The sequence below is a fragment of the Pseudoalteromonas sp. MQS005 genome (assembly GCF_001661605.1).
In the GTDB taxonomy this organism is placed as follows: Bacteria; Pseudomonadota; Gammaproteobacteria; order Enterobacterales; family Alteromonadaceae; genus Pseudoalteromonas; species Pseudoalteromonas tetraodonis.
In genome coordinates, this window is the sequence record NZ_LYRQ01000028.1 from 23737 (window position 1) to 46556 (window position 22820).

Consider the following 22820-nt stretch of genomic DNA (forward strand, 5'->3'; position numbering starts at 1 on the left):
TATATGTTTAGTGTTATTTTAATTCTGAATTTTTCAGTGTGGCTGACATAGTGCTAGTTAGTGGGTGCTGTTTAGCAACGAATAGGTTTAGACCGTGTTTATCTAAAAGGGCTCTAAAGTTTAATATTGACGGGCCTTTAGCTATTACTTTGATACGTTTTAGCTTAGTAATAGCCAACACCCCTTGCAACTGCAAATCGTAGCATTCTTGCTGTAATATTCGCTTACTAAAGGTGGAGCTTAATAGTAAGTAATCAAATTCTATCTCGGTCACTAAATTAAGCTCGCATTTATCCTTTGCGAAATTATTTAGACCAATAGAGTAGCCCAGCGCTTTAAGCTGTTTTAAGTTTTCTAGTTGCAGCGCACTGGCGTAACGTAATTCTTGATCATCAAACAACAAACAAAGTGGATCAATGTTTAATGGCTGCTTTAGTGCAGCAGTTAATAAAGAGAACTCATGCTTTTCTAAAAGCAGACTTGAGCAAGGCAGAAGAGCAACGCTTATTTCAGCGTCTTTCGCTTGTTGATACGCTTGTAAAATCAGTTGGAGTTCTACTTTTATATGCTGTTCTTTATCACTTGCAAATTTCTTTAAAATATCAAAACTAGTAAAGCCAAGTACAGGGTGTTCACCAAACGCTTCAAATAATGAGGCATATTGATAATGCTCATCCATAGAAATAATATCTGAGCTACGAAACGTCATAGGTAATACATCAAGATGGTGCAATGTTTGTGACTCATGTTGCAGCATTGGCTCTGTGAGTAACGGGTGAAATAATTCGAAGCGATTTTTACCAGAGTTTTTAGCGTAATACATTGCGGCATCAGCATCTCTAATAATTTCATCTGTATGTTTATAGCTTTGTTTTGAATAAGTGATACCAATACTCGCGCCGCTTTGCACACAAATACCTTTTGTACAGAAAGGTTTTCGCATGATGTTGATGATTCGATTTGCAACATCTTCAGCTTGGTTTGGCTCGGTTAAATGAGTGAGTAAAATTACAAATTCATCTCCCCCTAAGCGTGCTAATAAATCATGCTCACGGATACATTGAGAGAACAACTGACCCACGCTAATTAAAAATTCGTCTCCGGCATGGTGCCCAAGCTGGTCGTTTATATCTTTAAATTTATCAAGATCAATAAACAATACCGCAAAGTGCTCATCAGGGTGACGTTGGTAAAACTGTAGCGTTTTTTCTAGCTGCGTTAAAAATAAATTACGATTAGGCAAGCTTGTTAATGAGTCATGGTGCGCATCGTGATACAGCTGCTGTTCTATTTTTTTACGCTCATCAATTTGCATCTGTAAATGCAAATTTGCTTGGCTTAACTCTTTGGTTTTTTCGTTTACTCGAGAAGCGAGCTCTTGGTGACTTTTTTTCAGCGCCTGTGAGGCTAATTTTGTTTGTAATACCGTGGCAATTTGATGCGATACAAAGGTAATGAGTTCTGCATCATCTTGTGTGAAAAGATGTTCATTATTATAAGCTTGGCAAACAATTAAACCAATAACCCCTTGCGATGTTTTTAGCGGAGCGCCAAGCCAGCTGGTGGCTCTTCTAGATTCATCAATTGGTTTTTCACGCTCTACAATGCCACTATCTAATAACTCTTGTGCTCTTTGCGGGTGAATTATTTGTGTTTCTTCGGTGCTGATCACCAGCTCACTGTACCCTTTTGCAAAGCGCCTTGGTTGGGTGCTGCCTTGAAATTCGTCAACACTGTAAGGAAAACTAATCCAGCCCGTTTCTTTATCATACAAGGCAATATAAAGATTTTTTGCGTAAGTGATGGTTTTTATTATTTCGTGTATTTGAAAATAAGCATCATCTAGGTTTTTAGCTTGAGTTGTCAGCTCTGAAATTTTAAATAATATTTGCTGGCGTTGCAGGGCGCTTTTTCGCTGTTGTATTTCAACATTTAAAGCATCATTGCTTTGCGTTAATGCACGGGTTCTTAGTTTTACTTCTGATTCGAGCAACTCTCGTTTCTTAACGCGTTCAATAGCTGTCGCTAAATAAAGTGACATTGCTTCAAGTAGGTTTATTTGTTGCGAACTATAACCCTGCTCAGTGTCGTAACTTTGCGCTGCTAATACGCCAATAATATTTTTTTCTTGATAAACTGGAACGCCTACCCAGTGTTCTGCAGGTGTACCTAATGCTTTAAATAAGCCTTGCTGTGCAGCATCATGCATTTGTTGCTTAGTGAAATAAGTGGTCTTTCCTTGCTTAAACACATAACCCGTTGCGCCTTCTTCAAAATTATTCTCCCGATTAAGTGGTACAGAAATTCCATCTTTTTCATCAGAAAAATAAGACAGTTCCAACTGTTGTGATTGCGGCTCAACAAGCACCACATAAAAGCTTTTACTCGGGACATACTTTTGTAAAATGTCATGAATAGCTGGGTAAAGTAAGGTTAATTCGGCAACAGTACTTGCTTGCTCTGATAGCTGTATCAGGGCATTGTGGAGGTGGTAGGCATGTTTGTACTTTTTCAATAGTGCTTTTAGTCGTTTATTTTTGCGCACTACGCTACTCGGTACAATGAGTTTATCTTCCAATGATGTTTAACCAGTTATAATTTTTTGTATAGTTATTAATCATTATAGTTCCACTTTTAACATTTTGCGTCAAGTAGATATTTATCTTAATTATGCTGCGAAAAGTCGATAATTAGAAACAAAAAAGGCTTACTGTGAGTAAGCCTTTCATTTATAGTTTTAGCCTGACTGATTTTATTTAGCAGTCATAAAGTCGATTGCTGCGCTTATTTCATCATCAGAACAATCCATACATGTACCACGTGGCGGCATTGCATTGAAGCCGTTGATTGCATGATCTAATAAGGTATCTTTTCCTTTAGCAATACGAGGAGCCCAATCGTCAGCTGATTTAGGAGCGCCTAAAGCCCCTGTACCATGACAAGCAAAACAGGCCGCTTGATATACTTGCTCGCCTGAACGAGGCCCTGTTGGTGCAGCAACCGCTACTTTTTCACCTTCAAGGTAAACAGCACCGATAGGCGCTAAACGTTTTTTAATTGCATCTTCAGTCATAGAGTTATCATATGGCTGTGCGTATGCGGTGGTTGCTAGCACAAGTAATGCTGCAGCTGATAGTTTTTTCATTTTGCCTTGCCCACTTCAATTTGAACGTGATCAATCACGATTTTAAATGACGGAATTTAAACCAATTATAACTCCACTAAGTCATTTATAAAATGCTCAGAGTCGATTTTATTTAGAAATACGACTAATGATTGTCTTAACTCAATAAAATTACATGGTTTAGCGCATAGTTAAATTATAAAACGGGATCATCACGCCTTTAATGCGATCAAAGCCCTTACGACTAACTCATAGCTAATACGTTACGCACTAACTTATCGATTCCTGCATCTGCATCCATAATAGACTGTGCCAACATATAGGCCGGTGTCGTAACGAGTTTATTGCTTTTATCAATAACAATATCATCCACTTTACACTCTACGTGTTCAGCGCCTAATGTGCTAAGAGCCTCGGCTGTGTCGCTATCATTACCAATAGTAAGCTGAGGTTTATGATAAATAAAAGGCAATAGAGCCGGTGCAATACACATGTAACCCGTGGCTTTTTTTGCATCCGCAAACGCTTTACAAGCGCTAAGTACTGCCTCGTTTACTTTAGCGTTAGTGCCATTAATAGCAAAGTCAGATAGATTTTTAGCTACCCCGAAGCCCCCAGGGACAATGAGTGCATCAAATTGTGTAACGTCTAATTCAGCGAGTGACTTTATATTGCCACGGGTGATGCGAGCTGATTCAACTAATACATTTCGCGGCTGTGCTATTTCTTCACCAGTGATGTGATTAATGGTGTGATACTGCTCTATATCAGGTGCAAAGCACTGATACTGAGCATTATTTTTTTCAATGTGTAATAAAGTCAGTACCACCTCATTAATTTCGCTACCATCAAACACACCACAACCTGCTAAAATTACAGCTATATTTTTCATATTATTTCGCTCCATTAAAGTCTCTTAAATAAAGTTTAACACGATGAATCAGCCGATTTAAAAATTTATTTGCTCGTTTTTTAGGCGCAAAGCACGTTGTTATGCGCTATATGCCATTTAGTGATTAGTAGGCATGAAAAAAATTATAAAGGATCGCTATGATCTTTGATCCATTATGCTAGAATGCTCATCCAGTTATTTAAATGGACGTAAATAATTAAGGTGGGTTATAAAACCAGTGACGGTATAAATGCTTTTTCCACATTAATAGAAAAATAATAAAAAAGAACCTCGAATTATCTTTGTTTAAACAAAACAATAAGTTACAAATTAATCTAGGCATTTTAAGATGCTTCGGATGTATTGCTTGTGGGTGTTATCTACATAGTTATCCACAACTTACTAAAAATGTAGCGCGATTACTCACATTAATTCACAGTCGTTTTATTTACTGCCTTATGGCATGCTTACACTCATATTACTTTTTTGTATTTAGGATCCAATTTTACCATGGCTCAGATCCCCGAAAACCCGCTTATTTTAGTTGATGGCTCTTCATATTTGTTTCGTGCTTATCATTCACCACCACATCTAACCAACTCTAAGGGTGAGGCCACCGGTGCCATTTATGGCGTGGTAAACATGCTTAAAAGTTTGATCAAACAATATGATCCCTCACATATGGTGGTGGTATTTGACGCCAAAGGTAAAACCTTCAGAAATGATATGTACAGTGAGTATAAAGCGAACCGTCCGCCAATGCCTGATGATCTGCGTACTCAAATAGCGCCGCTGCACAGTATTATCAAAGCAATGGGTTTTCCGTTAATTAGTATTGAGGGCGTGGAAGCCGATGACGTAATCGGTACTTTTGCACGGATTGCCTCTGAGCAACAACGTCATGTGCTGGTATCGACTGGTGATAAAGATATGGCGCAGTTGGTCAATGAGCATGTAACCTTGATTAATACCATGACCGACAGTATTTCAGATCCCGAAACTGTGGTTGAAAAGTTTGGTGTTGGACCTGAACTTATTATCGATTATTTAGCTTTAATGGGCGACAAAGTAGATAATATTCCTGGCGTTGAGGGTTGTGGACCTAAAACAGCAGTTAAATGGTTACAAAAGTACGGATCGCTTCAGGGCGTAATTGATAATGCTTCTGATATAAAAGGTAAAATAGGCGAGAAACTGGCAAAAGCGATTGATCATTTACCGTTAAGCTATGAGCTTGCCACTATTAAATGTGATGTTGAGGTTGAATCTGATCTTGATACTTTTAAATTACAAACACCGAATAAAGACGAATTAATTGCCTTATACGGTGAATGTGAGTTTCGTCGTTGGCTAGCTGAATTGCTAGACAACCCAAAAGATGCCGACACACATTTAGCAGTACCAACGCAAGAGAATGAGCTGCCAAAAGTTGAAGATGCGCACTATGAAACTATTTTAACTGAGGCCCAATTTGAGACATTAATAGAACAGCTTAATGAAGCTGAGCTATTTGCTTTTGATACAGAAACAACCAGTTTAGAGTATATGAAAGCGCAATTGGTCGGTATGAGCTTTGCGGTTAAAGCAGGGGAAGCGGCTTATTTACCAATAGCACATGATTATCCCGATGCGCCCGAGCAGTTAAGCCTTGAATTTGTGATGCAAAAGTTGGGGCCGATATTAGCAGACGAAAATAAAGCTAAAGTAGGTCAAAATCTAAAATACGATAAAAGCGTGCTTGCCAATGCAGGCTACGAATTAAATGGTATTAAGTTCGACACTATGCTGGAGTCTTATGTATTTAATAGCGTAGGCACCCGTCATGATATGGACTCGTTGGCGCTTAAATACTTAGGCCACAAAAATATTAGCTTTGAAGATATTGCTGGTAAAGGTAAAAAGCAGCTTACATTTAATCAAATAGAACTTGAAAAAGCAGCGCCTTATGCTGCTGAAGATGCCGATATTACTTTGCGTTTGCACCAAGTGTTATGGCCGAAACTTGAAGCGGATGAAAAACTAAAATCGGTGTTTGAAGATATAGAAATGCCACTAGTAAGTGTTATTTCTGATATTGAGCGCACCGGTGTTGCTATCGACAGCAACATGTTGGCCACGCATAGCCAACGTTTAGGTGAGCGATTACTTGAGCTTGAAAAAGAAGCGTTTGAAATCGCGGGCGAACCGTTTAACTTAAGCTCACCAAAGCAACTACAGGTGCTGTTATTTGAAAAGCTCGAATTGCCCGTTATCAAAAAAACACCTAAAGGCGCGCCCTCTACAGCAGAAGAAGTACTACAAGAGTTAGCGCATGATTACCCATTGCCTAAAGTGATTATTGAGCATCGTGGTTTATCTAAGCTCAAATCAACCTACACCGATAAGTTACCCTTGATAGTCAATGAACGCACGCAGCGAGTGCATACTTCTTATCACCAAGCGGTAACAGCAACAGGTCGATTAAGCTCAAGCGATCCTAATTTACAAAATATTCCTATTCGTTCAGAGGAAGGGCGTCGTATTCGTGAAGCGTTTATTGCCGCAGATGGGTATAAAATTGTGGCTGCCGATTACAGTCAAATAGAACTGCGTATTATGGCGCATCTCTCGCAAGATAAGGGATTACTAAGCGCATTTGCTAATGGCTTAGATGTTCACAGTGCCACGGCTGCTGAAGTATTTGGGGTTGAGCTTGAAGAGGTAACATCAGATATGCGCCGTAAAGCTAAAGCGGTAAACTTTGGCTTAATTTATGGTATGTCAGCATTTGGCTTAGCACGTCAACTTGATGTACCACGCCATGAAGCGCAGCATTATATTGATAAATATTTTGAGCGTTTTCCAGGTGTTTTAGAGTACATGGAAACAACGCGTGAGAAAGCGGCCGAAAATGGCTATGTAGAAACAATTTTTGGTCGTCGCTTACATTTACCAGAAATAAATGCGCGCAATGGCGCTCGTCGCAAAGGCGCTGAGCGCGCAGCAATTAATGCACCGATGCAAGGCACTGCGGCTGATATTATTAAAAAAGCGATGTTAAGCGTGCATGCTTGGGTTAATCAGCAAGCACCTAATACAGTTAAGCTGCTCATGCAGGTACACGATGAATTGGTATTTGAGATTAAAACAGAATGTACTGAGCAATATACCAAACAGATTTGTGAGCTGATGTCACAAGCGGCGCAGTTAGATGTACCACTTATTGTTGAAGCTGACGAAGGTGATAACTGGGAACAAGCACACTAATTTAGCGCTACTGTACTGGTTTTAATATAGGCCAAATACAGAGTCCAAAAAGAGAATCATAAAGCGCCGCTAGGCGCTTTTTCTTCATCTTTCAGGTTAAAAAAAAGTTAAATTAAACAGCAGTTTGTATTAAATCGTTAGAGGTTCGTCAATTCGCTACGATTATCAATAATATGCTTGTATTTTTACACTTGCTTTTGGTAAAGTGCCGCCCGTCCTCATCCTGTAGGACATCCTGTTGATGATGCATCGTAAGATGCAACGTATTAATAGCTTCTCCCCAGTTTGCTATATCGGCCTATCATATATTTGATGGGCCGTTTTTTTATTGTCTTGCATCCAAGCGTTAAATTTATTCTCTAATTGCACTTAGCGTTTCAAGTGATACCATCAGTCTACTTAGCATTTTCGATTTACCACACAGTAACTAATGATTTTCAGCTGGGCTGATCAAAGTATTATTTTTACCGGTATAAGTCTTTTTATTTTAGGAGTGCATTATGTTTAAAACGTTAGCTATCGCAGGTTTATCTTTATCATGTTTACTAGTTTCAGGTGCTGCATCGGCAAACTGGCAACTATTGAACGATAAAAGCCAATTAAGTTTTGTATCAATTAAAAAAAATAGCATTGCTGAAGCAAGTCACTTTACTCAGTTAGCAGGGCAGCTGAGCGATCAGGGTCAATTTAGCGTAAACGTTGATTTAACCTCAGCCGAAACCTTTATCCCTATCCGTAACGAACGTTTAAGTAAAATATTGTTTGAGTCTGACACGTTTGCAAACGCAGTATTAACCGCTGACTTATCTGATAAGTTGTCACTTATTAAGCAACCAGGGCAGTACGTATTAAAAGGTATTAGCGCTGAGCTAGACTTTCATGGTCATAAAAAGCCACTTGCTGTTGATGTACTCGTAAGCAGTGCGGCCAATGGAGATTTAAGTGTGGCATCATTCACCCCTATTATTATCAACAGTGATGACTTTAAGATCACCGAAGGGGTAATGCAGTTACAAAAATTAGCCGGATTACCTTCAATTGCTACTGCCGTGCCAGTTACTTTTGCACTGACATTTAAAAAACAGTGATTTCACTTAACGAGCTTAGCAAGCAACTCAGCGAGCCAAGCAAACCTTTTGAACAATGGCAGCCCGCTCACTGCGGGCAGTTACCATTATTGATTGATGAGCAAGGTAAATGGTTTTACGCAGGTAGTGAAATTACTCGTCAATCAATGGTGAAACTTTTTGCCAGTGTATTATGCAACGAAGATGGGCAGTTTTACTTAAAAACACCCGTAGAAAAAATCGCGATTGAGGTGAAGGATGCGCCTTTTATTATTGTAAATTGGCATAGTGAAAAGACATCAGAGGGAAGTGTTATTTGTTGTATTGATAACTTAAACCGTACATGGTTATTAAGTCGTTCTGAGTCACTTTATATCAATGACTACAAAGGCGCTGCTGTGCCTTATATGCAGTTACCCTACGGCTGCTTTGCGCGAGTTGCGCGAAATGTGTTTTATCAGTGGGCTGAAATAGCCGAAACAGATGAGCTCGGCTATTTTATTACCTCCGCACAGCAGAAATTTTACTTACAGTAATTATTCGCTATCTGGCGCTACTAAATCAGCAGGTGGAACGGCCACGATTGGGCCTAAATACCACTCATCTAGCTTTTTAGCGACTTCTGGTAAGCCGGTGCCTTTAAGTGATGAAAATGCATGAACCGTAATATCGCCATCTAATTCACTTAACTCACGACGTACGCTAAGAACTTGTGATTTACGCGGACCTTGCTTTAGCTTATCGGCTTTAGTTAATAGTGCCAATACCGGAATTTCACTGCCTACAGCCCAATTAATTAAGTCGCGGTCTAAATCTTTTAATGGATGACGAATATCCATTAATACCACAATACCTTTTAAACTTTGACGTTTTTGCAGGTATTCGCCTAGCGATTTTTGCCATTTCTTTTTCATTTCAATCGGCACTTTTGCAAACCCATAGCCAGGTAGGTCAATTAGGCGCATATTATCTACATCGGCAAGTTCAAAGGTGTTGATCAGCTGAGTACGGCCGGGTGTTTTACTGGTTCGTGCTAACTTTTGATCGGTTAGGGCATTTAGCGCACTTGATTTACCTGCATTAGAGCGACCGGCAAACGCGACTTCAATTCCCGTATCAGCAGGTAATTTAGTGATGTCTGGCGCGCTTGTAACAAAAGACGCAGTGTTATACTTGATACGAGATTTGAGCACAGGCTCTCCTAAAACTTAAAAAAATAACATTGGGTAAACCAAATTCACCCGTGGCGCGTATTTTATACTATAAAGTAGCTATTAAAAAGTGTATTTGAGCATGTAAGATCATTGCTGACAGTACATTTTAACTGGCTTAGCGTTTAATTTTACTCAAAACCCTATAATTTATAGGTTTAATGTGTGTAGAAAACGTGCCAGAGAATTTAATATCGTGTAGAATATAAAAATCACAACATCCATATTGTAGATGATACAGGGTCGGAAACAGAGAATTCACCATGAAAAAAATAGCACTATCTTTAACTATATTGCTTGGTGCGTTGTCAGCAAGCAACGCAACAGCATTTGATGGCGATGTAAACGCAGGTAAAGAAAAATCAGCAACGTGTGCGGCTTGTCACGGCCCAGACGGTAATGCGCCGGTTAACATCTACCCAAAAATTGCAGGCCAACACGCAGATTACATATACAAGCAACTTACTGAATTTAAATTAGGTATGACTTCGGGCGGTAAAGAAGGTCGTATGAATCCAGTAATGAGCGGTATGGCAATGCCATTAAGTGATCAAGATATGAAAGACTTGGCTGCTTACTTTGCTTCTTTGAACATGTCTGAAGGTGCTACACCGAAAGATGTTCAAGAAACAGGCGCAATGTTATATAAAGCAGGTGATGCTGAGCGCGGTATCCCATCATGTGCGGCTTGTCATGGTCCACGTGGTAATGGCTCTTCACTTGCTAAATTCCCAAAGATTTCTTTCCAACATCCAGAATACATCAAGTCACAACTTGAACAGTTCAGAGATGGTGTTCGTAATAACGACCTAAATGGTGTTATGCAGGACATTGCAAAGAAACTAACAGATAAAGACATTGAAACACTCTCTAAATACCTTGGTGGTCTACACTAAAGTCGTATTTATTTAGATGTTGTTAACATAATATAATGTTAATTAGTGAAAAAGGCAGCTTTAGCTGCTTTTTTTGTGCCTGCCGTGACCGATAAAGCTCCTTCTCTTGTAAGACATTGACCATACTTTGGTGTAAGAAAAATCTCATTTTATTTTTATTTTTTAATGTAACTTATTGTAATTTATATCTTTTAGTGTTTTTTGTCATATGTAGTACAAGAAAAAAGATATAAATTAGTTGTAACAAAATTATTAACGAGTAAATTAACCCCTGTCGCAAAAACAATAACAAATAGGAAAACGTTATAAGGATAGTAGCGCGGCACGACTGAATAGCACATAGAGTGTGCTACCAAAGGAAATATCAAAAAAGTGTTAGGAAGACCGAAAATAATAAAATACTCATGGAAGTTTAATAATAAAAACAAAATGGAATGCTACACGGAAGATAAATAATAAAAATACGGATAGAAAATAATAATAAAAACAATAAAGACTAAAAAGTCGAAGGGAGAAGTGTCCATATAATGGCGCTCAGATTAGTAGGCGGTAGAGATGTTTTCTCTACCGCCTTTTTATTTGTCCTGTTACAATACCCCCCGTTTAAAAAAAGCACCTTAACTGTGCTTTGGCGCACAAAACGCCCAAACTGAATTCTCCTGGCTAGGCCAGCACCGCGATGCCCATTGAGTTGCGCCTCGCTCAAAACCTCTTAAGTGAGACGATCAAGATATGAGTAGAAAGAAAAAGTCACGTAAAATTCCATCAAATGGTCCCGTTCGTTTAAGTCAAGATAAGCTTAAAGAAATGCGCGCATTGAAAGAGCAACGTGTTAAAAAAACTAAGGGCGCTAAGCCTGGTTCACGTAATGCACCGGATGCATTGAGTAATGACACTCAAAAAGCAGGTTCGGCTGCTAAAGATAAACGCGTTGGTAGTAAAAAAGCAGTGCCATTGGTTGCACCTGCTGCTGAACCAAAAATCGAAATGAAACGTAACCTTAAACCTGTAGCAGAGCTTAAAAAGGCTGTTGAACCAGAATTAACGCCTGAACAAGAGTTAGAAGCCCTTGAAAATGATGAGCGCTTACTTAAATTAGTTGAGCGTCATGAGCAAGGTGAAATGCTAACGGGTAAAGATGCAAAATACTTTAATAGCCGCATAGCGCGTCACCAAGTGCTTTGTAAATTATTAGGCATTGAAGATGAAGAAGAGTTTGAAGATGACTTCAGCGATGAAGACAGTAATTCAGACTTTGATCAATACCTATCAAACGATCTAGCGAATGAATGGCTAGATGACGACGAAGATAAGTAATAAGGACACGCAATGAGTACAGCAGTGATCTTAGCCTTAGTTGTAGGTGCTGCTATTATAGCGGGCTTGGCATTTTATGCGGGTCAGTTGCTCTATAAGCTAAATGTGCAAAAAAAGCTAATTAGCAAAAAACAGGCAGAGCAACAGCAAAAGCTAAAACAGTCGCGTTTAAAGCGTAATGCGAAGTTAGCCGATAGTATTCATTTAATTGCACGTGCTATGAATGAAAAGCAATGTGATTATTCTGAGGGGTGCTTACGTATTTGGGTGCTTATGTCGCAATATAGTTTTGATACTGAGCGCGACCTAACGAGTGCATACCCGGGTATTTATAAAATGTACGACGTGGTAAAAGAAATGCCAACCCATGATTCGCGCAAAAAGTACGCTAAAAAAGAAATTTTTAAGCAAGACACGGCGCGCTGGCGTGCAGAAGAATCACTGAGTGATGAAATTGAAGCTGACTGTAAAAAAATTATTGTTGAGTTTAAAGCAGCCCAAGGCAGCGAAAACGTGGTTTTTAACTAGCGCTTAGATTTTGCGGCATATATAAAAAAAGCAGACCTTGGTCTGCTTTTTTTATGCGTACTAGTTTTAAATTATATAACGCGTGAGAAGCGAGTGGCATTTATCTGTTTTTGTAAATGCGCATCAAAGCACATACAAATAATACGAATAAATAAATTCCCTTTTGGTGTTACGCTAATTAGGTTGTTTTCTATTGTTACCATTTCATCGGCAATTAATGGTGCGAGTGCCTCTAAAGCATCTTGAAAGTAGTCATTAAAGCTGATTTTATGTTTGTTAGCGAATACGCTCATATCAAGCTCAAACTGGCAAATAAGCTGCTTAATCGCATCGGCGCGAATAATATCATCTTGGGTTAAATGCATGCCTTTATTAATGGCACTGCCTGCTTGCTCATCAACTGCTTGATAATAATGTTTTAACTCTTTTTTATTTTGTAATATCGCTGTGCCTATTTGTGAAATAGACGAGACACCTAAGCCCAATAAGTCGCACTCGCCATGAGTGGTGTAGCCTTGAAAATTACGATGCAGCTGATTCGTATTTTGTGCAATGGCTAGCTCATTATCAACTTTTGCAAAGTGATCCATACCTATAAATTGATAGCCCGCCTGCGTCATTTGCTCTAGGGTATTTTTAAACATGGTGAGCTTATTATGGGCACTAGGTAAATCAGCATCTTTTATTTTACGTTGGGCGGCAAAACGTTCTGGTAAATGAGCGTAGTTAAATACTGAAACGCGGTCAGGGTTTAAGGCAATAAGTTGCTCAATCGTTTGTGTAAAGCTCTCAGGTGTTTGTAGTGGCAGGCCATAAATCATATCAGCATTAATTGATTTAAAGCCCAACTGTTTTGCTTGGGTAATTAATTGCTTTACCTCATCAACATGCTGAGGGCGATTAACAGCCAGCTGAACCTGATCATTAAAATCTTGAATACCAAATGACACACGATTAAACCCCAACTCGCTTAAATCAACCAGCATATTGTCAGCCAGTGAGCGAGGGTCGATTTCGATACCGCGCTCACAGGTATCGCTAAAGTTAAAGTGTTGCTCTAGTAGCTTTACTAAGCGAGTCATTTGGGCTGCGGTCAAAAAGGTTGGAGTACCGCCTCCTAAATGTAATTGCTCAACCCGATAGTCTTGAAATAGCGGCGCTTGTGCTGCGATTTCTTTAGCTAAAAAGTCTAGGTAGGTATCGGCTTTAGATTGGTGGCGAGTAATGACTTTATTACAGCCACAGTAATAACAAAGCTGACTACAAAAAGGAATATGAATATATAAAGACAACGAACGGGTTTGCGATGATTCAATAGCGCTAATCAAATCTTGTTGCTGATAACCATCAGCTAACGAAAGCGCGGTCGGGTAAGACGTGTAACGCGGGCCCGATACATTGTATTTGTTTATTAAAGTTTGATCCCATTGAGGAAGTTTAATCATCACGCGCACCTTATCTTTTAAGTTGCTGCGTATTGTAAAAAAGCAAAGGGGAGGAGGTTTTGATCTACAACAAAAAAAGGTGCCGCAGCACCTTTTTAATATATAACGCGGCTGCGTTACATTATGGCGTCTTTTAAGTAGTGAAATAACTCTTTGTAGCTTCTTGCTGGTTTTTCAGCTTTTACTTCTTTGGCAGCATTACGCACCATTTGGCGCATTTTTTGGCGCTCAAGCGCAGGATATTGTTCAATTGTTTCGTTGATTAAGTCATCGCCTTGTTCAATTAAATCACTGCGCAGTTGCTCAATTTTTTTGATCATAACCTCAGCTTGGTTATTTTTATTAAGCATGACATCAATGATCGCTTTAATTTCTTCAATATTTTCTACCGTACGAAGGGTTTTTGCGATGTAATTTAAATGTCGGCGGTAGGCATCACTTTTATTACTTATTTTATCAGCAACCACCATTGCTTCTTTTAAGTCATCATTAAGCGGCAGGCGTTCACGCTGCTTTTTACCCATTTTGGCAATTTCAGATCCTAACTGATGAAACTCTTGCGCTTCGCGCTTAAGTTCACTTTTTGATACATATATAATTTCTTCTTCAATTTCAGCAGGCTTGCCTTTTTTCTTCGCCATGGGGTGCTCTTAAATAAAAATAACTTCATCTATTATACGCGATTCTTTTAGTGATTAATATTAGCTGATGTGGTGCAGTGAGTGTGTTAGCATTTAAATATAAAAAATGTGTGCAATATGGCCTTCAGGGCTCAGGACAGAATTTATGAAAAGCCAACACCAAGATCCAATTTATTCGCAAATCTCTCAAGTAAAAGACGCTGTATCAGAAGTACTTGAACATGCTAAAAAACTAGGTGCTACCGCTGCAGAAGCTGCTATGTCAAGCACTTCTGGGCTGTCGGTAAGTACGCGCATGGGGGAGGTAGAAACCATTGAGTTTAATCAAGACGGTGGTTTAGGTATTAGCGTGTATGTTGGCAATAACAAAGGCTCGGCATCAACGGCTGATTTAAATCCTAAAACATTACGTGCTGTGGTCGAAAAAGCCATCGATATTGCTAAATTCACTTCAGACGATCCATGTAATGGCATTGCTGATAAAGAACTGCTTGAGTTTGCCCCTAAAGATTTAGACTTGTTTCATCCTTGGGATGTAAGCCCAGAGCAAGGGATTGATTTGTGTCATGCAGCAGAGCAAGCCGCATTAAACGCCGATGAGCGAATTGTGAATTCAGATGGCGCTAGCTTTTCATCGCATCAAGGGTTGCGAGTATATGGTAACAGCCATGGTTTAATTGCCGGCTTCCCTCGAACCCGTCACAGCATTAGCACTATGGTGATAGGTAAAGAGGGCGAGCATATGCAGCGCGACTCAGCCTACACGATTTCTCGCGATCAAGCAGGATTAAAAGATGCAGCAAGTGTTGGACTTGAAGCTGCAGCAGAAACCCTAGCAAAACTAAACAGCCAAAAACTAGGCACCATGAAAGTGCCGGTTATTTTTAGAGCCGATATTGCTAATTCATTGTTTGGCCATTTGGTATCAGCAATTGGTGGTGGCGCACTGTATCGTAAATCCAGCTTTTTATTGGATAGCTTAGGCACGCAGGTATTTAGCAAAACCGTTAATATTTCAGAGCGTCCGCACTTACTTAAAGGCTTAGCATCATCGCCATTTGATAGCGAAGGGGTTAAAACTCTCGACAGAGAAATAATTCACGGTGGCGAGTTACAAACGTATTTATTAGCAAGCTATGCGGCACGTAAAATGAATATGACCCCAACAGGGCACGCTGGCGGTATTCATAATTGGTTAGTAGAACAAACGCATCAAGATTTAACTGCATTATTAAAAACCATGGGTACGGGCTTATTAGTTACAGAATTGATGGGGCAGGGCGTGAATACAGTAACCGGTGACTACTCTCGCGGTGCGGCTGGTTTTTGGGTTGAAAATGGGGAAATACAATACCCAGTAAGCGAAATTACGATTGCTGGTAATTTAAAAGATATGTTCAAAGGTATTTCCGCTATAGGTGGCGATATAGAGCGTCGCGGCGGGATTCAGACTGGTTCAGTACTGATTGAACAAATGCAAGTAGCAGGTGCTTAATACCCATCCGCAATAATATTTATTTCAGTGAATTGGTATAAACCCACATTGCTTGCTTAAATTAAGTTTAATTTAAGCAAGCCTTCTTTTGATGTTTTTAAGGTGTGATATGGCTAAAGATAGATATGCGCCAAAACCGTTAACCGATATTATGGCTGGGCTGAACAACCGCTTAGCAGCCTATGCGGGAAAAAGCCAAGCACTGGATACACAGCAACAATTGTTGCGCGATTTCTTAGGCCCTAAGTTAGGTGAAAAGTGCCGAGTAAGTAATTACCGTGACGGCACCTTAATGATAGAAGCCGTTTCTGCACCTATTGCGCTTAGGCTTAATTATTTAAAAATGGACATGCAATCGCATTTTAGAGCCGCGGGTATGGCCGAGCTTGGGCAAATTAAAATTACTGCCAATCCACAGGCAACTCAACGGTTAAGCACTCGACCTAAAGTGGCTGATGGCAAACCAACGAACTCCCTTAAAATGAGTGAACAAACGGCTGATTATTTAAATGCGATCGCCGATTCTGCTCCACCGTCATTAAAAGAAAAGCTTCAACGCTTAGCTTTACATGGTAAAAATAAACCTTAATTAAATACCATTTAACACCTTGCTCGGTTTGTTTTGCTGGCTTTAAAATACTTTGTTACATATTCGATTTTATTGTTATTTAAATCAGGTTTATGATGCCTAGTTAGTACTTCCTAAATTAGGTTGTAGCTGATGCGTATTTCATTAAGCAGATAATAGACTGCATCCTATTGTTGTTTTTTTTGAGTTATCAAACCTTAATGAAATGCGTATTTATTCTAATTAATATACGGAATTCTTATGAAAAAAATAACAATGACTGCCGCCAGTATTGCATTGGCGTTAGGTTTGGTTGGTTGCGGCGAAAAGCCACAAGAAATGCAAGCAGAAACAACAACAGTAACCGCACCGGTAGCAACCCCTGGTGCCTTAGGTGTTGATTTACAAAATATCGATAAAAGTGTTCGTGCACAGGATGATTTTTACTACCACGTAAACGGTAAATGGTTAGAAAAAACTGAAATCCCTGGCGATAAGTCAAACTATGGGTCGTTCTCACAGTTATATGATGAATCGCAAAAAGCAATGAAAACAGTACTAGAAAATGCCAGTACCAATAGCAGCGCAAAGCCAGGTTCAGATGAATATAAGATCGGCGCATTTTATACTAGCTACATGGCTGAAAATGCTCGTGAAGAGTTAGGGATGTTACCACTTGAGCCGGCTATTAAAAGCATTGATACAGTGAAAGATAAAGCCGCGTTGGTCACACTGATGGCACAGCTACAAGTTAAAGGCGGAGATCTTCCTTTTGGCTGGTATGTTAATAATGATGCTAAAAACTCAAGTGAAAATGCGCTTTATGCTTATCAAGCGGGACTTGGTTTACCTGATCGTGACTACTATTTAAAAGATGATGAAAAATTCACAAAAATTCGCGCGGCTTATCAAACCTATATCACCGATATTTTAGCTAAAGCTGGCGTTAATAATGCCGCGGATGCAGCCAAAGCGATACTTGCCCTTGAAACGACACTTGCTGATGCACAGTGGAGTCGGGTACAAAGTCGTGATGCAACAAAATCATATAATAAAATGTCAGTAGCTGAAGCTAACACGTTAATGGGAGATTTTGATTTAAGTGCTTACTTTGAAGCCGTTGGTGTTGATGCTCAAGAGTTGATTGTGCGCCAACCAAGTTACTTTGAAAAATTTGCAGACATTTTCAAAAATACAGACTTAACGGTTTGGCAAAACTACTTAAAATTCCATTTCGTTAGTAATTACGCGCAGTTGCTAAATAAAGACTTAGTGGATTTAAAATTTAATTTTTACAGCACCACATTACGCGGTGTTGAAGAGCAAGCGCCACTTTGGAAGCAAGCTGTTGATGCATCAAACAGTGTACTGGGTGAAATTTTAGGTAAAGTCTACGTTAAAGAAAACTTCCCGCCAGAAGCGAAAGCGCGCATGGAAGAATTAGTTGATAACGTGATTAAAGGCTATTCAGTGGCAATTGAAAACCTTGAGTGGATGAGCCCTGAAACAAAAGTTGCGGCGCAAGAAAAGCTGGATAAGTTTACGCCTAAAATTGGTTACCCAGATAAATGGAAAGATTATTCAGATTTAGTAATTAACCCTGATGAACTAGTAGGTAACTATATTCGCTACAGTGAGTGGGCTTATGCAGATATGATTGCTAAATTAGGTAAGCCAGTTGATCGCTCTGAGTGGCATATGACGCCACAAACAGTGAATGCTTACTACAACCCAGTGAATAACGAAATAGTATTCCCTGCGGCGATTCTGCAGCCTCCTTTCTTTAATTTAGAAGCAGATGATGCGGTTAACTATGGTGCTATTGGTGCGGTTATTGGCCATGAGTTAGGCCATGGCTTTGATGACCAAGGTGCAAAATACGACGGTGATGGCAATTTACGTAATTGGTGGAGCGAGTCAGACCTTAAGCAGTTTGAACAGCGAAGTGCTGCCTTAGTTGCGCAGTATAATCAATATAAACCGTTTGAAGATGCCAGCGTTAATGGTGAGCTGACACTGGGTGAAAACATTGGTGATTTAGGCGGCTTAACCGTCGCTTATAAAGCGTATCAATTATCGCTGGGTGATTCTAAAGCGCCCATTATTGAAGGCTATACGGGCGACCAACGCTTCTTTATGGGCTGGTCGCAAATTTGGCGTCGTAAATACCGTGATGAAGCATTACGTAATCGTTTAATGACCGATTCACATTCACCGAGTCATTATCGCGTGATTGGTATTTTGTCGAACATGCCAGAATTTTACCAAGCGTTTGATGTTAAAGAGGGCGATAAAATGTATATCAAGCCTGAAGATCGCGTAAAAATTTGGTAATTTAAGCTAAAATTAGCTTAAACTAATCGAAAAATAAAAAGCCAGTGAGCATCATGCTCACTGGCTTTTTAGTTACTTATATACCTGATAATAAAACTAGGGTCTGTTGACCTTTGCGGATTAAAATTTGTTCAAACTAGGGGCGATTTAATCACGGCGCGAGGTTTGTAACCTAGTGGGCTAAGTCAAAACCGAGCAAAGCTTCCGCGTCCTGCTCACGCCCCTTACCTACATCCATGTAGGCAACAAAGAGTAAATCGCCCCTAGGCAGAACCCTTCTGGCAGCGCCTGTTTGGCATCGATGCTGCGTTATCGCCTATTTATGGGGAATAACCACACCACATAGGCTCTGCCTTGCCTAAATACCAAACAGACTACTGCAAATTTAACCTTGAAAGATCAACAGACCCTAGCTATATTTTGTTTTTATGGCGCTGATAATCTCGACATTGGCTGCAGGAAAATTATAGTTATCAAGTTCGTCTATACTTACCCATTCGCTTGGTTGCCCTTCTGCGCCATGAGCTTGACCATTAAAGTTACTGACCACGTGTACATTAAGTCGTACGCATTTATCGCCATAGTCGTGCTCTATAGTGACAAGTTCGCTTGAGCTATGAATAGTCAGTCCTACTTCTTCAAATAATTCGCGCTTCAGTGCTTGAAAAACACTTTCTCCGGCTTCAACTTTTCCGCCTGGAAATTCCCATAAGCCACCTTGGTGCTGTTCATCTGCACGTTTACAAATAAACACATTGTTATTTTTTTTAATTACACCCACAGCAACATTGATGATTACTTTAGTCATTACCTCTCCCTTAAATAGCATAAAAAAAGCGACGCAAGCGTCGCTTTTTATCTAACGTAACAAAGTGGTGTTATTTTAATTTACCACAACATTGTTTGTATTTTTGACCTGAACCACATGGACATGGATCGTTACGACCCACTTTTGGCTCGCTACGCGCCATAACCTGAGCGCTTTGTGGTGCTTCACCACCTACGTGCTCTGCTTCTTCATGTTGATATTCGCGAGGGGCATTTTCACTTTTACGGTGTTGCTCTTCTACTTTTTCAACATCTTCTTCAGCGCGAACTTGCACTTTACTTAAAATACCGACGACATCGACTTTTAAGTTTTCTAGCATTTCAGAGAACAATTCAAACGACTCACGTTTGTACTCTTGCTTAGGATTCTTTTGTGCATAACCACGTAAGTGAATACCTTGGCGTAAGTGATCCATTGCAGCAAGATGGTCTTTCCAATGTTGGTCAAGACTTTGAAGCATAATGGCTTTTTCAAACTGACGTAGTACAGAATCGCCAACCATTTGTTCTTTTTGCTTGTAAGCTTGTTCAACCGCTTCTTCAATACGCTCACGCAGTTTTTCTTCGTACAGTTTATTGTCATCAGCTAACCACTGAGTAATTGGTAACTCAATTAAGAAGTCTTGTTTTAAGCGTTCTTCAAGTCCTGGTATATCCCACATTTCAGCCAAGCTTTGTGGAGCAATGTATTGATCAATCACACCAGCGAGCACATCACCACGGATAGCAGTAATCGTTTCTGAAATATCACCTTCTTCAAGCAATTCGTTACGTTGAGAGTAAACAACACGACGTTGATCGTTTGCTACATCATCGTACTCAAGTAGCTGTTTACGCACATCAAAGTTACGTGCTTCTACTTTACGCTGAGCGTTTTCGATTGCGCGGTTAACCCATGGATGTTCAATCGCTTCGCCGCGTTGCATACCTAGTTTACGCATCATATTAGTCATGCGCTCACCAGCAAAAATACGCATTAACGCATCGTCCATCGATAGGTAGAAACGGCTTGAACCGGCATCACCTTGACGGCCAGAACGACCACGTAATTGGTTATCAATACGACGTGATTCATGACGCTCAGTACCAATAATGTGTAAGCCGCCAGCATCAATTACCGCATCATGGCGAATTTTCCATGCTGCTTTTATTTCAGCAATTTGTTCGTCAGTTGGGTTCTCAAGTTTTTCAACTTCGCTGTTCCAATTACCACCAAGTACAATATCGGTACCACGACCGGCCATGTTGGTGGCAATGGTGACTGTGCCTGGTAAGCCCGCATCAGAAACAATGTCTGCTTCTTGTGCGTGGAATTTAGCATTAAGTACGTTGTGCTTAATTTTTTCTTTGCGTAAAAACTGCGATAAGTACTCAGAGCTTTCAATTGAGATAGTACCTACAAGTACCGGCTGACCACGTTCTTGACAGTCTTTAATGTCTGCTAAAATCGCTTCGTACTTTTCTTCTTGCGTTAAGTAAACTAAATCAGCGCGATCATCGCGGATCATTGGTTTATTGGTTGGCATAACCACAGTGTCTAAACCGTAGATAGACTGAAACTCAAACGCTTCTGTGTCGGCTGTGCCTGTCATACCTGCTAGCGTTTCGTACAAGCGGAAGTAATTTTGGAACGTAATAGAGGCTAATGTTTGGTTCTCGTTTTGAATTTTCACACCTTCTTTTGCCTCTACAGCTTGGTGTAAACCTTCTGACCAACGACGTCCTTCCATAGAGCGACCTGTGTGCTCATCAATAATGATAACTTCGTTTTCTTTAATAACGTAGTCAACATCTTTTTGATAAAGCTTGTGCGCACGAAGAGCGGCATAAACATGGCTAAGTAGGGTAATGCTCGCTGCTGAATATAGTGAGTCACCTTCTTCAATTAGGCCGCGCTCGGTAAGTAACTCTTCAACTTTTATTTGCCCACGCTCAGTAAGATGAACTTGCTTAGATTTTTCATCGATGGTGAAATCGCCATCACCTTCAATTCCTTCCTCGTCTTCTTTTTCTTGTAATTCAAGTAGAGGAACGATGGTATTTATTTCAGTGTATAGCTCAGAGCTATCTTCAGCGGGACCAGAAATAATCAGTGGCGTACGTGCTTCATCAATAAGGATTGAATCCACTTCATCCACTACAGCATAAAATAATGGGCGTTGTACGCGCTCATCAATACTAAATGCCATGTTGTCACGCAGGTAATCAAAACCAAACTCGTTATTGGTACCGTAAGTTATGTCAGCTGCATAAGCTTGTTTTTTCTGTTGTGGCATCATGCCCGGAACATTACAGCCTACGGTTAACCCTAAAAATTCAAATAATGGGCGATTGGTTTCGGCATCACGTTTAGCCAAGTAGTCATTCACGGTAATGACATGAACACCTTTACCTGTTAAACCATTTAAATAAGCCGGCAGTGTCGCTGTGAGTGTTTTACCTTCACCGGTACGCATTTCTGCGATACGACCTTGGTGTAAAACCATACCACCTAATAACTGCACGTCGAAATGACGCATACCGTTTACACGCTTTGATGCTTCACGCACCACTGCAAATGCTTCTGGTAGAATATCGCCTAAGCTTTGTCCGTTATCGTAACGCTCTCTAAACTCGGCTGTTTTAGCTTTTAAATCTTCATCTGAAAGCGCTTCTAGCTGCGTTTCAAGTGCATTGATCAGTGCGACCGTCTTTCTTAGGTTTTTAATAGTGCGGTCATTGCGACTACCAAAAATCTTGGTAAATAAATTAGATATCATGATAAAACCGTTACAATGTGTTTTTTTGCTAGCCGTGCATCGGCTAACCCATTTTTTACAATTGATAATTAATGTATTCTTTAAATTAACCTTTAGGACACATTAATTAGCAATTTTGTATTAAGCTGCTTAAAAAGCACTGTTTATTACCTGCGCTACTATACCAGACTCTGCTAAACATCAAACTACCTCAATAAAAAGATCTTCATTTAAAACAGAAAAATGAGATCTCGCTCATAAAAATAGCGTTATGTAACGAAACTTGATTAAAACTGCAGATAAACAGACCCTTAAGATATGGTGCTGAATAAATTAAAAACAAGGGCAAAACGCTTAAATTTCACCCTTAAACGCCTTGTTAGCAGCCATCGTTTTTTAAAGTTTAAATTGAGCAATCGTTTTATATATTACTCTCGATAAGTCACTTAAGTCATACGCTTTATCTGCAGGTATGTAATGAATGGTTGCG

The 22820-nt window shown here is 39.9% G+C and carries 17 protein-coding genes; 9 read left to right on the plus strand and 8 right to left on the minus strand.

All coding sequences use genetic code 11. The features are described from left to right. Positions 1 to 13: 13 nt before the first annotated feature. From A9479_RS11085 to elbB, 3 genes are all read right to left on the minus strand, one after another. Complete coding sequence (locus A9479_RS11085) at positions 14 to 2578, minus strand: diguanylate cyclase (RefSeq protein WP_064663454.1); 2565 nt, start codon at positions 2576 to 2578, stop codon at positions 14 to 16. A gap of 174 nt (positions 2579 to 2752) precedes the next feature. After that, the gene (locus tag A9479_RS11090) at positions 2753 to 3145 is read right to left on the minus strand and encodes a cytochrome c5 family protein (protein WP_016899314.1); all 393 of its coding nucleotides are present in this window, start codon (positions 3143 to 3145) and stop codon (positions 2753 to 2755) included. Positions 3146 to 3368: 223 nt separating this feature from the next. Then, entirely contained in the window at positions 3369 to 4016 is a 648-nt protein-coding gene (elbB, locus tag A9479_RS11095) for an isoprenoid biosynthesis glyoxalase ElbB (protein WP_028834474.1), read from the minus strand. Positions 4017 to 4526: 510 nt separating this feature from the next. On the opposite strand from elbB, the gene polA reads away from it, so the two are divergent. From polA to A9479_RS11110, 3 genes are all read left to right on the plus strand, one after another. Further along, positions 4527 to 7262, plus strand: a complete 2736-nt coding sequence (gene polA / locus A9479_RS11100) for a DNA polymerase I (protein ID WP_064663456.1) — start codon at positions 4527 to 4529, stop codon at positions 7260 to 7262. A gap of 500 nt (positions 7263 to 7762) precedes the next feature. Then, complete coding sequence (locus A9479_RS11105; RefSeq protein ID WP_013463874.1) at positions 7763 to 8350, plus strand: YceI family protein; 588 nt, start codon at positions 7763 to 7765, stop codon at positions 8348 to 8350. After that, positions 8347 to 8865, plus strand: coding sequence for a DUF1285 domain-containing protein (locus A9479_RS11110; protein WP_013463875.1), 519 nt, complete (start codon positions 8347 to 8349; stop codon positions 8863 to 8865). The genes A9479_RS11105 and A9479_RS11110 overlap by 4 nt, the downstream gene beginning before the upstream one ends. Here A9479_RS11110 and yihA read toward each other — a convergent pair whose 3' ends face one another. Beyond that, on the minus strand, positions 8866 to 9522 hold the full coding sequence (gene yihA / locus A9479_RS11115; RefSeq protein ID WP_013463876.1) for a ribosome biogenesis GTP-binding protein YihA/YsxC: 657 nt from the start codon (positions 9520 to 9522) through the stop codon (positions 8866 to 8868). 281 nt (positions 9523 to 9803) lie between these two features. On the opposite strand from yihA, the gene A9479_RS11120 reads away from it, so the two are divergent. The 3 genes from A9479_RS11120 to A9479_RS11130 all read left to right on the plus strand — a co-directional run bounded on the left by A9479_RS11120 (position 9804) and on the right by A9479_RS11130 (position 12281). Then, on the plus strand, positions 9804 to 10436 hold the full coding sequence (locus A9479_RS11120) for a cytochrome c (RefSeq protein WP_013463877.1): 633 nt from the start codon (positions 9804 to 9806) through the stop codon (positions 10434 to 10436). Positions 10437 to 11168: 732 nt separating this feature from the next. Continuing rightward, a complete protein-coding gene (gene yihI, locus A9479_RS11125) occupies positions 11169 to 11753 on the plus strand; it encodes a Der GTPase-activating protein YihI (RefSeq protein ID WP_013463879.1) in 585 nt (194 codons plus the stop codon). 12 nt (positions 11754 to 11765) lie between these two features. Then, positions 11766 to 12281, plus strand: coding sequence for a DUF2489 domain-containing protein (locus A9479_RS11130; protein ID WP_024602131.1), 516 nt, complete (start codon positions 11766 to 11768; stop codon positions 12279 to 12281). Between the two features lie 71 nt (positions 12282 to 12352). On the opposite strand, the gene hemN is transcribed toward A9479_RS11130, so the two are convergent. Further along, on the minus strand, positions 12353 to 13726 hold the full coding sequence (hemN, locus tag A9479_RS11135; RefSeq protein WP_064663457.1) for an oxygen-independent coproporphyrinogen III oxidase: 1374 nt from the start codon (positions 13724 to 13726) through the stop codon (positions 12353 to 12355). A gap of 116 nt (positions 13727 to 13842) precedes the next feature. Further along, positions 13843 to 14367 carry a ribosome biogenesis factor YjgA gene (gene yjgA, locus A9479_RS11140; protein WP_064663458.1) on the minus strand — a complete coding sequence of 175 codons (525 nt, stop codon included), beginning with the start codon at positions 14365 to 14367 and terminating at the stop codon, positions 13843 to 13845. A gap of 145 nt (positions 14368 to 14512) precedes the next feature. Between yjgA and pmbA the strand changes: the two genes are divergently transcribed. From pmbA to A9479_RS11155, 3 genes are all read left to right on the plus strand, one after another. Beyond that, positions 14513 to 15862, plus strand: coding sequence for a metalloprotease PmbA (gene pmbA / locus A9479_RS11145; RefSeq protein WP_013463883.1), 1350 nt, complete (start codon positions 14513 to 14515; stop codon positions 15860 to 15862). A 109-nt stretch (positions 15863 to 15971) separates the two neighbouring features. After that, positions 15972 to 16451 (plus strand): DUF721 domain-containing protein, encoded by a 480-nt coding sequence (locus A9479_RS11150; RefSeq protein WP_036955747.1) that lies wholly within the window; start codon positions 15972 to 15974, stop codon positions 16449 to 16451. 240 nt (positions 16452 to 16691) lie between these two features. Beyond that, positions 16692 to 18764, plus strand: coding sequence for a M13 family metallopeptidase (locus tag A9479_RS11155; protein ID WP_064663459.1), 2073 nt, complete (start codon positions 16692 to 16694; stop codon positions 18762 to 18764). A gap of 409 nt (positions 18765 to 19173) precedes the next feature. Here A9479_RS11155 and mutT read toward each other — a convergent pair whose 3' ends face one another. Together mutT and secA are read right to left on the minus strand one after the other, a co-directional pair. Continuing rightward, positions 19174 to 19572, minus strand: coding sequence for an 8-oxo-dGTP diphosphatase MutT (gene mutT, locus A9479_RS11160; RefSeq protein ID WP_064663460.1), 399 nt, complete (start codon positions 19570 to 19572; stop codon positions 19174 to 19176). Positions 19573 to 19642: 70 nt separating this feature from the next. Next, a complete protein-coding gene (gene secA / locus A9479_RS11165; protein WP_064663461.1) occupies positions 19643 to 22351 on the minus strand; it encodes a preprotein translocase subunit SecA in 2709 nt (902 codons plus the stop codon). Positions 22352 to 22820 lie beyond the last annotated feature (469 nt).

What these genes read in the sequence shown, in the direction of transcription:
- yjgA (WP_064663458.1), bottom strand. Translation starts at nt 14,367, where the DNA reads ATGGCGAAGAAAAAAGGCAAGCCTGCTGAAATTGAAGAAGAAATTATA.
- A9479_RS11155 (WP_064663459.1), top strand. Translation starts at nt 16,692, where the DNA reads ATGAAAAAAATAACAATGACTGCCGCCAGTATTGCATTGGCGTTAGGT.
- yihI (WP_013463879.1), top strand. Translation starts at nt 11,169, where the DNA reads ATGAGTAGAAAGAAAAAGTCACGTAAAATTCCATCAAATGGTCCCGTT.
- secA (WP_064663461.1), bottom strand. Translation starts at nt 22,351, where the DNA reads ATGATATCTAATTTATTTACCAAGATTTTTGGTAGTCGCAATGACCGC.
- A9479_RS11105 (WP_013463874.1), top strand. Translation starts at nt 7,763, where the DNA reads ATGTTTAAAACGTTAGCTATCGCAGGTTTATCTTTATCATGTTTACTA.
- polA (WP_064663456.1), top strand. Translation starts at nt 4,527, where the DNA reads ATGGCTCAGATCCCCGAAAACCCGCTTATTTTAGTTGATGGCTCTTCA.
- A9479_RS11150 (WP_036955747.1), top strand. Translation starts at nt 15,972, where the DNA reads ATGGCTAAAGATAGATATGCGCCAAAACCGTTAACCGATATTATGGCT.
- A9479_RS11120 (WP_013463877.1), top strand. Translation starts at nt 9,804, where the DNA reads ATGAAAAAAATAGCACTATCTTTAACTATATTGCTTGGTGCGTTGTCA.
- elbB (WP_028834474.1), bottom strand. Translation starts at nt 4,016, where the DNA reads ATGAAAAATATAGCTGTAATTTTAGCAGGTTGTGGTGTGTTTGATGGT.
- hemN (WP_064663457.1), bottom strand. Translation starts at nt 13,726, where the DNA reads ATGATTAAACTTCCTCAATGGGATCAAACTTTAATAAACAAATACAAT.
- pmbA (WP_013463883.1), top strand. Translation starts at nt 14,513, where the DNA reads ATGAAAAGCCAACACCAAGATCCAATTTATTCGCAAATCTCTCAAGTA.
- A9479_RS11130 (WP_024602131.1), top strand. Translation starts at nt 11,766, where the DNA reads ATGAGTACAGCAGTGATCTTAGCCTTAGTTGTAGGTGCTGCTATTATA.
- mutT (WP_064663460.1), bottom strand. Translation starts at nt 19,572, where the DNA reads ATGACTAAAGTAATCATCAATGTTGCTGTGGGTGTAATTAAAAAAAAT.
- A9479_RS11090 (WP_016899314.1), bottom strand. Translation starts at nt 3,145, where the DNA reads ATGAAAAAACTATCAGCTGCAGCATTACTTGTGCTAGCAACCACCGCA.